Below are 12276 nucleotides of genomic sequence, written 5' to 3' on the forward strand. Positions count from 1 at the left end.
ATCCCACTCCCACAGAAGGAGCAACAATGACGGATTCCACTCCGCGCAACGACCAGTGGGGGCCTCCGCCGTCGCCGCACCAGGGCGCACCGGGCGCACCACAGCCCGTCGCGGGCCACTACGGCACGGGTCAGAACGGTGGGCAGCAGCCGTACGGCGCTCCCGGTCAGCCCTATGGCACGGCCCCCGGCCAGCCCTATGGGGCGCACGCCACGGGTCCGTTCGCGGTACCGCAGAAGAACGACACGCCGAAGGCACCCAAGAAGCGCACCAACGATCAGGGTCTGGCCTTCGGCATCGGCCCGTTCACGCTGCGCGAGATCATCATCCTCGGCCTCACGGTGCTGCTCATCGTCGCGTCCTTCCTGCCCATCATCTCGGGCGGATTCATCGACTACTACTCGGTGTGGGCGCCGTTCACCTGGCTCGTCATCCCGGGTCTCCTGCTCGTGCTGGCCTCGGCCGTGCTCATCACGCTGCGCCGTCTGGTGCCGTCGCTCCGCACGAAGCTGCGCGTCGGCTCGCTGTCGGTCGACCAGTTCGCATCCGTGTCTGTCATCGTCACGGGCTCGTTCTACCTGGGCCTCCTCATCATCGTCGGCACCGCCAGCGCGGCCATCTCGCCGTTCGGCGCGGGCTTCTCGGTCGGCGCGGGAGTCATCCTCGGCTTCCTCGTGAGCCTGGCACTGCTCGTCGTCACCACGCTCGGCAGCATCATCCCGCCCTTCAAGGCCGATTTCGCTGATCGCGGTGAGTCGAGCGCGCACCCGACCGCGCGTCCGGCTGCGGCTCTCGCCGCCCGCCCGAAGGCGGAGAAGAGCAACGCCTTTACCGGGCAGCAGGGTCAGCCCGGCCAGCAGGGTCAGCAGTATGCCGCTCCCGGTGCCCAGGGCAACACGGGCGCCTACCCGGCGAACGGCTGGAACGGTCAGGCACCGCAGAACCCCGGCCAGGGTGGAACGGGCCAGTACGGCGCCGGCTTCGGCGGCGGCTACAACGGTGGCGGCCAGAACCAGACGGGGCAGTTCGGTGCCGGTCACTTCGGTGCCGGTCAGAACGGAGCCGGTCAGAACGGTGCCGGCCAGAACGGTGCCGCCCCGTACGGTCAGCCGAACAACGTCGAGCACAACGCACAGGCCGCGAGCGATGCTGGGCGTTCGGAAAGCGACAACGCGACGTCGTCGTACGCCTCCGGTTCGTTCGCGCCGCCGTCGACCGATGATCAGCCCACGAGCCAGTTCGGTTACGCCCGCCTGGGTGATTCAGCCGTGTCGGGCTCTCCGCTCGCTGGCGGTGACGGCGGCGCCGCACGCGAGTGGGCTGCGGATGACTCCGCGGCCGGTCCGCAGTCGCCCGTGCTCGACAACGCGGCACCTCAATCCGAGCCGACGGCCTTCGAAACCCTCGGCCTCGAAGACTCGGACGACGTGCGCACGACGCCCTCGAGCGACGACACCGCGCACGGCGAGCCGGCCCCCGGAGCGAACACTGGCTCCTACCGGTCCGACGAGAACGCACACGGTTCGGCGGCTTCGCCCGTCGCGGCGCCGCCCACGGCCGGGCAGTCCGACTCCGACGCGTTGTCCGACGCCACCGATTCCGCGACCGACGCTCCGAGCGAAGCGTCGACCGAGACCGTCCTGCGCTCCGACATCCCGTCGTTCGCGCCCAACGTCGACTTCGGTTCGTCGCCGCGTTCGACCGACCCGCAGGACGATGACGACGACCCGGACGACGCGATCCCCGCGGCCGACCCGACGCCCGTCTCCGCTCTGCGACACGTCTCCGAGCACGAGAGCGAGGTCGAACCCCCGGCCGCCGTCTCGACGCAGCCGTTCTGGGTGTACTCGCCCGTCCCGCGGCCCGTCTACGACGAGCACACCGGCGTGACGGTCTTCGAGATCGGCCCGTCCGCGTGGGCCCTCGCGGTCGTCGACCGTGGCACCGAACTCGTCATCCGACACGACGACGGTCGCGTCGGCGTGTTGCGCGACCTCGAGAACCTGACGCGAGGCTAGTCCGAACGGGCGGTCGCCGATGTCGATCGCCTACTGATTCAGCGCAGGGAGCGGGCCTCGGGCTCGCTCCCTTCGTCGTGTCGCCCCGGCTTTTCTGAGGATGCCTCGAATCCTTAGGCACTTCGGGGCCAGATGCCCGGCAGGAGCGCTGCGCGGCACACTCGCAGACGGATCCCGCTCACGCCATCCGAGGTTTGACGGACCGCGCTCAGTCTCAGGTGCGCGGCCGGGCCGACGCCGTGAACCCCGGTAAACTCGTGCTCATGGTGAACACAATCGATCTTCGCGGCCGCTCTCTCACACCCTCGGAGCTCGAAAACCTCATCCCGCGACCCGTTGTCGATGTCTCGGTCGCCCAAGACGCCGCGGCAACCCTGATCGCCGAGGTCCGTGCCGAGGGCGCGGCGGCCCTCACCCGACACGCCGAGCGCTTCGACGGGGGAGCGCCTGCCTCCTTCCGGGTGCCCGCAGCCGATCTCGACGCCGCACTCGAGGGCCTCGACCCGGCCGTCCGCGCCGCGCTCGAAGAGACCATCCGCCGGGTGCGCATCGCGACCGCCGCGCAGGTTCCCCCGCAGCTGACCACCGACATCGCCCCCGGCGCCCGCATCGTGCAGCGCTGGCAGCCCGTCGGTCGGGTCGGCCTCTACGTTCCCGGCGGCAAGGCCGTCTACCCCTCGAGCGTCATTATGAACGCCGTCCCGGCGCAGGTCGCGGGTGTGCGTTCGATCGCCCTGGCCTCGCCCGCGCAGCGCGAGTACGGCGGCAACGTGCACCCCACCATCCTGGCCGCCGCTCGCCTCCTCGACATCGGCGAGGTCTACGCCATCGGCGGCGCCAGCGCGATCGGCGCCTTCGCCTACGGTGTTCCGGATGTCGGACTCGAGCGTGTCGACGTCGTCACGGGCCCCGGCAACATCTTCGTCGCTGCCGCGAAGCGCCTCGTGCGCGGACAGGTGGGCATCGACGCCGAGGCGGGCACGACCGAGATCCTCGTGATCGCCGACGACAGCGCCGACCCCGATTTCGTCGCGGCCGACCTCATCAGCCAGGCCGAGCACGACGAGGCGGCGGCATCGCTCCTGGTCACCGATTCCGCGGCCTTCGCGCAGGCGGTCGAAGCCTCACTCGAGAACCTGCAGCAGCTCACGCAGCACCGTGCCCGCGTTGCCGAGGCTCTCTCGGGCCCGCAGTCGGCGATCGTGCTGGTCGACGACCTCGACCGGGCCGCCGCGTTCAGCAACATCTACGCTCCCGAGCACCTCGAGATCCAGACCCGACGCAATGACGACGTGCTCGCGCGCATCACCGACGCGGGCGTCGTCTTCCTCGGCGCATCGTCGCCCGTGAGCCTCGGCGACTACATGGCCGGTTCGAACCACGTCCTGCCCACGGGAGGCCAGGCGCGTTTCTCGTCGGCCCTCGGCGCTTACACGTTCCTGCGGCCGCAGCAGATCGTCGAATACGACCGCGCGGCCCTGGCCGATGTCGGCGATCGCATCGTCGCCCTGTCCCGCGCCGAAGCCCTGCCCGCCCACGGCGACGCGGTGTCACAACGCTTCTCCACAGGCGGCTCGGATGTCGCATCCTCCACAGGCTCATCCGACCAGGTCTCCGCCTCCGTCGAGCCGGTATCCTGACAACACCATGTATTGCCCCTTCTGTCGCCACCCCGATTCCCGTGTCATCGATTCGCGCACGAGCGACGACGGTCTGTCGATCCGCCGCCGCCGACAGTGCCCCGAATGCGGCCGCCGCTTCAGCACCACCGAGACGTCGAGCCTCAACGTCATCAAGCGCAGTGGCGTCGTCGAGCCGTTCAGCCGCGAGAAGGTCGTCAGCGGCGTGCGCAAGGCCTGCCAGGGCCGCCCGGTGACCGACTCCGACCTGGCCCTGCTCGCGCAGAAGGTCGAAGAGAGCATCCGTCAGACGGGGGCCTCGCAGATCGAGGCCAACGAGATCGGCCTCGCCATCCTCACGCCGCTGCGCGAGCTCGACGAGGTCGCCTACCTGCGCTTCGCGAGTGTCTATCAGGCCTTCGATTCACTCGAAGACTTCGACGCGGCGATCGGGCAGCTGCGCGCCGAGCACGCGGCAGGGCACGAGGCGGCTGGCGCCGGCGCCGAGGCCTGATCCTCGGGGCCTGACCGCCGAAGCCTGATCCTCGGGGCCTGACCGCCGAAGCCTGACCGCCGAACACCCCGATACCCCCGACATCACGAATCCCCGACCTCCTGGGTGGGCCACAGCTGGTTCGTCCGACACCCGACCGCTGGAGCATCCATGTACCGCCTGCTGTTCGACCACGTCCTGTCGAAGTTCGAACCCGAACGCGCACACCACTTGGCTGCGCTCGTCATCCGCGCGATCCCGGCGGTCGGGGCCGCAACGGCGGTCAAGCGCTACACCGCGCCCACCGGTGACCTCAGTGTGCACACGCTCGGCCTGACGTTCCCGACGCCGTTCGGCATCGCGGCCGGGTTCGACAAAGACGGCACCATGTTCGCGGGGCTCAGCGCCCTCGGCTTCGGCCACGTCGAGGTGGGCACGCTCACCGCGCACGCCCAACCGGGCAACCCGAAGCCGCGCCTGTTCCGGCTCGTCGACGACAAGGCGCTCATCAACCGCATGGGCTTCAACAACGGGGGAGCGCAGGCCGCCTCTCGCCGGCTCGGCCGCGAACGTGGCCGCTCAGGCCGTGCGGTTCTCGGCATCAACATCGGCAAGAGCCGCGTGGTCGACGTCGACCGCGCCATCGACGACTACCTGACGAGCACGGCTGTCCTGGCGCCCATCGCCGACTACCTGGTCGTCAACGTGAGCTCGCCCAACACGCCGGGCCTCCGCGGGCTTCAAGAGCTCGACAAGTTGGCCCCCCTGCTCGAAGCGGTAAAGGCAGCCGCGGGTCGCACGCCGCTCCTCGTCAAGATCGCGCCCGACCTGGCCGACGACGAGGTCGTACGCATCTCGGAACTCGTTGTGCGTCTCGGCCTCGACGGCATCATCGCTACGAACACGACCATCTCCCGCGAGGGCCTGCGCTCGAAGCCCTCCCTCATCGAAGAGGCGGGCGCGGGCGGCCTGTCCGGAGCCCCGGTCGCCGCGCGCTCCCTCGAGGTGCTGCGCATCATCCGCGGTGTCGTGCCCGCCGAGCTGTGCGTCATCTCGGTCGGCGGCGTTGACACGGCCGACGATGTGGCGGCTCGTCTCGACGCCGGCGCCACGCTCGTCCAGGGCTACACGGCGTTCCTCTACCGCGGCCCGCTCTGGGCCCGCCAGATCAACCGCGGCCTCGCGCGACTCCGCTCCTCCGCGGCGTAGCTCGCCCCAGGCGTGGTCGACCGCCGCGTCGCGCGACTCCGCTTGCCCGCGAGGTGGCTCGACCCGGACCCAGGCAACAGTGCCCCGCCCCGCGCGACTCGGTCTCGCACGCCGGCGCACAAAGCAGAAAGCCGCCGACGATTGCTCGTCGACGGCTTAAGATCTGCGGCGCCTGATCGCGCCGGGTTCCCGACCTACTTGACCTTGTCGGGGAACTGCCCGCGCTTCACCTGCGGCTTCGGCAGGCGCAGGGCGCGCAACTGCAGGGCCCGGATGGCGGCATACCACCGCACACCGCGCTCGACGTTGTCGACGCCGAACTTCTCGCCCAGTTTGCGCTTCACGCGGTAGGCGAGGAAGAAGGAGTCGATCACGGCGAGGGCGAAGAACAGCCACAGCGCGAGCATGCCGTAGAGCTGCACGGCCGGGTCGGGGAAGAACGTCAGCACGATGACGACGAACATGAGGGGGATGAGGAATTCACCGATGCTGAAACGGGCGTCGACGTAGTCGCGCACCCAGCGCTTCTGCGGACCCTTGTCGCGCACGGGCAGGTAGCGGTCTTCACCGGCGGCCAGGCCGACGCGGGCCCGCTCGCGCTCGACGGACAGCTGAGCACGGGCCTGACGCGTCGCTTCTTTGCGATCGTTCGGCACCAGGGGGCGCTTGTTGGCGGCCTCGCGCTCTTTACGAGTCGGCGTCGGGCGCCCCTTGCCGGCGTTGATGCGGGCCTGGGTCTCTTCGGCGGTCTCGATGTGAGCCGATGTCTCGGCCGCGTTTCGGGTTTCGGTGTGCTTGGTCACGTGGGGTCCTTGAGTCGGTTGCTCTTAAGATTACCTGTATGACCGAAACCCAGGAGAATTCATCCAGCTCATTGTCCGGAACGGATGCCGGGATCCGGCAGGCCGTCCGTGACCGGCTTCCCTCGACCATCGCCGATCTGTCGCAGCTCGTCCGCCTCCCGAGCGTCTCGTGGAACTCATTCGACCCCGAGAACGTGGTGAAGAGCGCTGAGGCCGTCGCCGAACTCGCGCGCGGAACGGGCATCTTCGACACGGTCGAGATCAAGCGTGCGGCCATCGAGGACACCGACACGCTCGGTCGCCCCGCCGTGCTCGCGAAGCGTGCCGCCAAGAACGGCCGCCCCACCATCCTGCTCTACGCCCACCACGACGTGCAGCCTCCCGGAAACGCGGCCGACTGGGACACCCCTCCCTTCGAGCCGACCGTCAAGGGCGACCGCCTCTACGGCCGCGGTGCTGCGGACGACAAGGCCGGAGTTATGGCGCACATCGGCGCCATTCGCGCTCTGACGGATGCCGTGGGCACCGACCTCGACCTCGGTATCGCTCTCTTCGTCGAAGGTGAAGAAGAATCGGGCTCGCTGTCCTTCTCCAACTTCCTCGTCGACAACCGCGAGGCGCTGCAGGCCGACACCATCGTCGTCGCCGACTCCAACAACTGGGACACCGAGACCCCCGCCCTCACGGTCGGCCTGCGCGGCAACGTCAAGTTCACGCTGACCGTCTCCACGCTCGCGCACGCGTCGCACTCCGGCATGTTCGGGGGAGCGGTGCCCGACTCGATGCTCGCCACCATCCGTCTTCTGTCCACGCTGTGGAACGAGGATGGCTCGGTCGCCGTCGACGGCTTGACCACCTACGACGGCGAAACCCCCGACTACGACGAAGAACAGCTGCGTCAGGAAGCCGGAATTCTCGAGGGCGTCACGCCCATCGGGCGCGGCAGAATCCTGAGCCGCATCTGGGGTCAACCCTCGATCACGGTGACGGGCATCGACGCCCCGTCCACCGACGCCGCGTCGAACACGCTCGCGCCCACCACATCGGTCGTGCTCAGCATCCGCATCGCCCCCGGCCAGAACGCCGAGGACGCTCTGCAGGCGGTCGAGGCCCACCTGCGTGCGCACGCCCCCTTCGGCGCGCACATCTCGCTCGCCAAGTTCGAACTGGGCAACCCGTTCCTCGTCGACACCTCGGGTGAATCGGTGCGCGCGGCCAAACAGGCCATGTCGGATGCCTGGGGCGTCGAGCCCGTCGAGCTCGGTATCGGTGGCTCGATCCCCTTCATCGCCGACCTCGTGCGCGAGTTCCCGAACGCCGAGATCTTGGTGACGGGCGTCGAAGACCCCGACTCGCGCGCACACAGCCCGAACGAGTCGCTGCACCTCGGCGTCTTCGAGAAGTCGCTGCTGGCCGAAGCCCTGCTGCTCGGGCGCATGAACGCGCAGACCAGCGGGGAATGAACCGAACCGAATGCCGGTTGCAGAGCTTAGACTTGATCTAACAGCTTCGATTGCGGCTCCTGTAGCCGGCATTCGGGCCCCGAAACCCCAAGGAGAGTCATGACAGACACGATGTCACCGGCGGCGACCACCGCCGCTCCCGCAGAGACCACTGCCCCCGCCCACGGCGTCGGGCTGTCCGACGGTGCCGCACAGAAGGTGCGCAACCTGCTCGAGCAGGAGGGCCGCGACGACCTGCGTCTGCGCGTCGCCGTCCAGCCGGGCGGATGCTCGGGCCTCATCTACCAGCTCTACTTCGACGAGCGCATGCTCGACGGCGACGCCACGGTCGACTTCGACGGCGTCGAGGTCATCGTCGACAAGATGAGCGTGCCCTACCTCGATGGCGCTTCGATCGATTTCGAAGACACCATCCAGAAGCAGGGCTTCACGATCGACAACCCCAACGCCCAGGGCAGCTGCGCATGCGGGGACAGCTTCCACTAAAGCTGAGTGTGTTTCGCGCCTGAGGCGCGATGGCACGAATACGTGAGGACGAGGGGTCCGGCCGCGACAGGCCGGGCTCCTCGTCTTTTGTTTTGCGTCGGGAACAGCACAAATGCCGTTTCCTGCCCGTAAATGGTCACGACCTCTCGGCACTATCGGGATAGACTGACAGGGAACTAACAGTGTCTTCTGAAAGGTCCCAGGTGCGTTCGAAACGTCGACTCCGATGGGCTGTAATTCCGGTCGCGATCACTCTCGCAGTGGTCCTCGCCGGTTGTACCCAAGCCGAGCTACACGGTTATCTCCCCGGTTTTATCGAGGGTGAGGCACCGGTTACCAACCACACCGAGCGGGTCGCAGGCCTCTGGGTCACGTCCTGGATCGTGCTTCTCGCGGTCGGTGTCGTCACCTGGGGTCTCCTCATTTGGGCGATCGTGGTCTACCGCCGTCGCAAGGGCCAGACCGGCCTCCCGGCGCAGCTGCGATACAACATGCCCATCGAGATCTTCTACACGGTGATCCCGCTGATCCTGGTGCTGGGCTTCTTCGCCTTCACCGCCCGCGATCAGGCTGCCATCGAGCAGCCAACGGCCAACCCCGACGTCAAGATCGAGGTCTTCGCCAAGCAGTGGGCCTGGGACTTCGTCTACCCCGACGCGGTCGAGGGCGAAGACGTGTGGTCCACCGGTGTGCAGGCTCAGGACGAGCCCAATGCCGACCGTGGCACCGTCAACCAGGAGCTGCTGCCGACGCTCTACCTGCCCAAGGGCCAGACCGTCGAGATCGCGCTCCAGTCCCGCGACGTCATCCACTCCTTCTGGGTCATCGACTTCTTGTACAAGAAGGACATGTTCCCCGGCAAGATCAACTACATGTACTTCACGCCCGAGCGTGAGGGCACCTACGCCGGCAAGTGCGCCGAGCTCTGTGGTGAATACCACTCGCTCATGCTCTTCAACGTGAAGGTCGTCTCGCCCGCCGAATACGAGGACTACCTCGAGTCGTTGGCAGACCAGGGCAACGTGGGTGATTTCGGCGAGGAATACTCACGAAACAGCAACCTCCCGGGCACTACGCCCGCGTCGGCCGAGGAAGAAGGCAAGTAGGCCATGGCTACCACCATCGAACTCCCTTCGGGCCAGGCGAGCGTCATCGACCGCTCGTCGGTCGAGCACAAGGGAAACATCCTGGTCAAGTGGATCACCTCCACAGACCACAAGACCATCGGGTACATGTACCTGATCTCGTCGTTCATCTTCTTCTGCATCGGCGGCGTGATGGCCCTCATCATCCGCGCGCAGTTGTTCGAGCCCGGCCTCGCGCTGCTCTCGACCAAGGAGCAGTACAACCAGCTCTTCACAATGCACGGCACGATCATGCTCCTCATGTTCGCGACGCCGCTGTTCGCCGGTTTCGCCAACGCGCTCATGCCGCTGCAGATCGGTGCTCCCGACGTGGCGTTCCCGCGTCTGAACGCGTTCGCCTTCTGGCTCTACGCCTTCGGCAGCATGCTCGCCGTCGGCGGGTTCCTCACCCCGCAGGGTGCGGCCTCGTTCGGATGGTTCGCCTACGCGCCGCTCTCGAGTACCACGTTCTCACCGGGCGTCGGAGGCAACCTCTGGGTCCTCGGCCTCGCGCTCTCGGGCTTCGGCACGATCCTCGGTGCGGTCAACTTCATCACCACGATCATCACGATGCGTGCCCCCGGCATGACCATGTTCCGCATGCCGATCTTCACGTGGAACACGCTCGTCACCTCGCTGCTCGTCCTGATGGCCTTCCCGGTCCTCGCGGCCGCGCTCTTCGCCTTGGGCGCCGACCGAGTCTTCGGGGCACACATCTATGACGCCGAGAACGGTGGCGTCATCCTGTGGCAGCACCTGTTCTGGTTCTTCGGTCACCCCGAGGTGTACATCATCGCGCTGCCGTTCTTCGGCATCGTCTCCGAGATCTTCCCGGTGTTCAGCCGCAAGCCGATCTTCGGATACAAGACCCTCGTCTACGCGACGATCGCCATCGCCGCCCTGTCCGTGACCGTGTGGGCTCACCACATGTACGTCACCGGATCGGTTCTGCTGCCGTTCTTCTCGCTCATGACGATGCTCATCGCTGTGCCGACGGGTGTGAAGATCTTCAACTGGATCGGCACCATGTGGCGCGGCTCGGTCACCTTCGAGACCCCGCTGCTCTGGTCGCTGGGCTTCCTGGTCACCTTCGTCTTCGGTGGCCTCACGGGTGTCATCCTGGCCTCCCCGCCGCTCGACTTCCACGTGTCGGACACGTACTTCGTCGTCGCCCACTTCCACTACGTCGTCTTCGGCACCGTCGTGTTCGCGATGTTCGCCGGGTTCTACTTCTGGTGGCCCAAGTGGACCGGCAAGATGCTCAACGAGAAGCTGGGTTACTGGCACTTCTGGTTGCTCTTCATCGGGTTCCACACCACGTTCCTCATCCAGCACTGGCTGGGCGTCATGGGCATGCCGCGTCGTTACGCGACGTACTCGCCCGAGGACGGTTTCACCTGGATGAACCAGCTGTCCACCATCGGCGCCATGATCCTCGCCGTGTCGCTCATCCCGTTCTTCCTGAACGTGTACCTGACGGCTCGCAAGGCTCCGAAGATCACGGTGAACGACCCCTGGGGTTACGGCGGATCGCTCGAGTGGGCAACATCCTGCCCGCCCCCGCGCCACAACTTCACGTCGATCCCGCGTATTCGTTCCGAGCGTCCCGCGTTCGACCTGAACCACCCCGAAGCCGGCCTGCCGGTCGGTGTGGGTCCGGCCAAGGATGCTCCCGAGACGCCCACTGTCGACCTCGGCGCCGGAGAGGTGAAGTAACCCATGAAAGCTAACGTCGTCCTCTTCTGGATCATCGCCGTCTTCTGCTTCCTCCTCGCGGGTGTCTACACCTTCTGGAACCTGGTCGACCCCTTCCACGGCTACGTGGAGTGGGTAGGCACGGTTGCGCTCACGCTGAGCGGTGCGCTCGGTGCGTTCCTCGCCTTCTACTTGGGCCGCGTGCACAAGCAGCAGGGTGCAGAGCTCCCCGAAGACACGCTCACCGCCAACATCGACGACGGCGACCCCGAGATCGGCTTCTTCAGCCCCTGGAGCTGGTGGCCCATCATCCTCGCCGGTGGTGGCGCCCTGGTCATGCTGGGCCTCGCGGTCGGCATCTGGATCGCCTTCGGCGGTGTCGCCCTCACAGTCATCGCGATCACGGGTTGGACCTACGAGTACTACCGCGGCTACCACGCGCGCTAAGCGCCTCTGAGAGCCCACGAATGCCGTTCCCTTACTGGGAGCGGCATTCGTCGTTTAAGGCGGTGTCAGAGCCGGCGCTCGGCCACCTCGTCGAAGTTGTCCCGCGCCTGCATGACCTGTTCGATGTGATCCTCGGCCCACGCGCCCAGGGCTCTCAGCGGGTCGTGCAGCGTCTGGCCGAGCGGTGGGAGCTCATATTCGACGCGGGGCGGCATCTCGTCGTAGGCGGTACGACTGACGATGCCATCGCGCTCGAGATCCCTCAGGGTGGAAGACAGGACCTTGCCGCTGATGCCCTCGACGCTTGAGCGGATGTCTCCGAAGCGCACGGGGCCTGAGCTCAGCGTGATGACGATCATGGCCGTCCACTGCGGCACGGAACTATTTCGCGGCCCTGAGCCGCGGTGACGTGCCGACGGTCATGGCGCAGTTCGGCGAAGCCGTCGTGTGGCACCAGCCGGGGGAGAACCGTTTCTCCGGCGTCCATCGCGGAATCGACGGCGTGGGATCGCTCATCGGCGGCATGATGGAGATCAGCGAGGGGTCGTTCGCCCTCGAGGTTTCGGGGCCCCTCATGGTAAACGGCGACCTGGTGGCCGTGCCGGTACGATTCACGGGGCGACGCACGGGCGCGTCCATGGATATGGCGGGGCTGGATCTGCTGACCGTGCGCGACGGAAAGATCGTCGAGATGCACCTCTTCTCGGAGGACGGCAACGCCGAGGACGCGTTCTGGGGCACCGTCTAGCGTCCCGGTGGGGGACGGAGGACAAACTCCCGGCCGGCAGCTGGACCGCTCGCTAACAGAGGACAGACGCCCGGCCAGCAGCAGGACCGCTCGCTGGATTCGCCCGCTCACGAGTCGGAAAGGCCTCCGCAGCGCCGGCCCGGATCGGTCGCGACGCGATGAGGGTAACCC

Annotated in this window: 12 protein-coding genes; 10 read left to right on the forward strand and 2 right to left on the reverse strand. The window is 67.2% G+C overall.

Features of this window, described 5'->3' with window-relative positions; all coding sequences use genetic code 11:
* The first annotated feature begins 26 nt into the window (after positions 1-26).
* The 4 genes from ALI44B_RS02060 (at position 27) to ALI44B_RS02075 (ending at position 5339) form a co-directional block, all read left to right on the forward strand.
* A complete protein-coding gene (locus tag ALI44B_RS02060; protein ID WP_077053109.1) occupies positions 27-2018 on the forward strand; it encodes a hypothetical protein in 1992 nt (663 codons plus the stop codon).
* A 263-nt stretch (positions 2019-2281) separates the two neighbouring features.
* Positions 2282-3658 carry a histidinol dehydrogenase gene (gene hisD, locus ALI44B_RS02065; protein ID WP_083709643.1) on the forward strand — a complete coding sequence of 459 codons (1377 nt, stop codon included), beginning with the start codon at positions 2282-2284 and terminating at the stop codon, positions 3656-3658.
* A 7-nt stretch (positions 3659-3665) separates the two neighbouring features.
* Positions 3666-4151, forward strand: coding sequence for a transcriptional regulator NrdR (gene nrdR, locus ALI44B_RS02070; RefSeq protein WP_077053110.1), 486 nt, complete (start codon positions 3666-3668; stop codon positions 4149-4151).
* Positions 4152-4301: 150 nt separating this feature from the next.
* The gene (locus ALI44B_RS02075; protein ID WP_077053111.1) at positions 4302-5339 is read left to right on the forward strand and encodes a quinone-dependent dihydroorotate dehydrogenase; all 1038 of its coding nucleotides are present in this window, start codon (positions 4302-4304) and stop codon (positions 5337-5339) included.
* 194 nt (positions 5340-5533) lie between these two features.
* Here ALI44B_RS02075 and ALI44B_RS02080 read toward each other — a convergent pair whose 3' ends face one another.
* The gene (locus tag ALI44B_RS02080; protein ID WP_077053112.1) at positions 5534-6142 is read right to left on the reverse strand and encodes a DUF3043 domain-containing protein; all 609 of its coding nucleotides are present in this window, start codon (positions 6140-6142) and stop codon (positions 5534-5536) included.
* A 38-nt stretch (positions 6143-6180) separates the two neighbouring features.
* On the opposite strand from ALI44B_RS02080, the gene ALI44B_RS02085 reads away from it, so the two are divergent.
* The 5 genes from ALI44B_RS02085 (at position 6181) to ALI44B_RS02105 (ending at position 11357) form a co-directional block, all read left to right on the forward strand.
* Positions 6181-7605 carry a dipeptidase gene (locus ALI44B_RS02085; protein WP_077053113.1) on the forward strand — a complete coding sequence of 475 codons (1425 nt, stop codon included), beginning with the start codon at positions 6181-6183 and terminating at the stop codon, positions 7603-7605.
* A 99-nt stretch (positions 7606-7704) separates the two neighbouring features.
* Positions 7705-8091: an iron-sulfur cluster insertion protein ErpA gene (erpA, locus tag ALI44B_RS02090; protein WP_077053114.1), complete on the forward strand. Its 387-nt coding sequence runs from the start codon at positions 7705-7707 to the stop codon at positions 8089-8091.
* Positions 8092-8294: 203 nt separating this feature from the next.
* Entirely contained in the window at positions 8295-9197 is a 903-nt protein-coding gene (gene ctaC, locus ALI44B_RS02095; RefSeq protein WP_077053115.1) for an aa3-type cytochrome oxidase subunit II, read from the forward strand.
* 3 nt (positions 9198-9200) lie between these two features.
* Positions 9201-10931 (forward strand): aa3-type cytochrome oxidase subunit I, encoded by a 1731-nt coding sequence (gene ctaD / locus ALI44B_RS02100; RefSeq protein ID WP_077053116.1) that lies wholly within the window; start codon positions 9201-9203, stop codon positions 10929-10931.
* A 3-nt stretch (positions 10932-10934) separates the two neighbouring features.
* Positions 10935-11357 (forward strand): cytochrome c oxidase subunit 4, encoded by a 423-nt coding sequence (locus tag ALI44B_RS02105; protein WP_077053117.1) that lies wholly within the window; start codon positions 10935-10937, stop codon positions 11355-11357.
* A 65-nt stretch (positions 11358-11422) separates the two neighbouring features.
* Here the strand turns inward: ALI44B_RS02105 and ALI44B_RS02110 are convergent, their stop codons facing one another.
* The gene (locus ALI44B_RS02110) at positions 11423-11734 is read right to left on the reverse strand and encodes a winged helix-turn-helix transcriptional regulator (RefSeq protein WP_238592000.1); all 312 of its coding nucleotides are present in this window, start codon (positions 11732-11734) and stop codon (positions 11423-11425) included.
* Positions 11735-11766: 32 nt separating this feature from the next.
* Between ALI44B_RS02110 and ALI44B_RS02115 the strand changes: the two genes are divergently transcribed.
* Positions 11767-12105, forward strand: a complete 339-nt coding sequence (locus tag ALI44B_RS02115; RefSeq protein WP_202969353.1) for a nuclear transport factor 2 family protein — start codon at positions 11767-11769, stop codon at positions 12103-12105.
* The last annotated feature ends 171 nt before the right edge of the window (positions 12106-12276 follow it).

It is taken from the genome of Leifsonia sp. ALI-44-B (assembly GCF_001984125.1).
Taxonomy (GTDB): Bacteria; Actinomycetota; Actinomycetes; order Actinomycetales; family Microbacteriaceae; genus Okibacterium.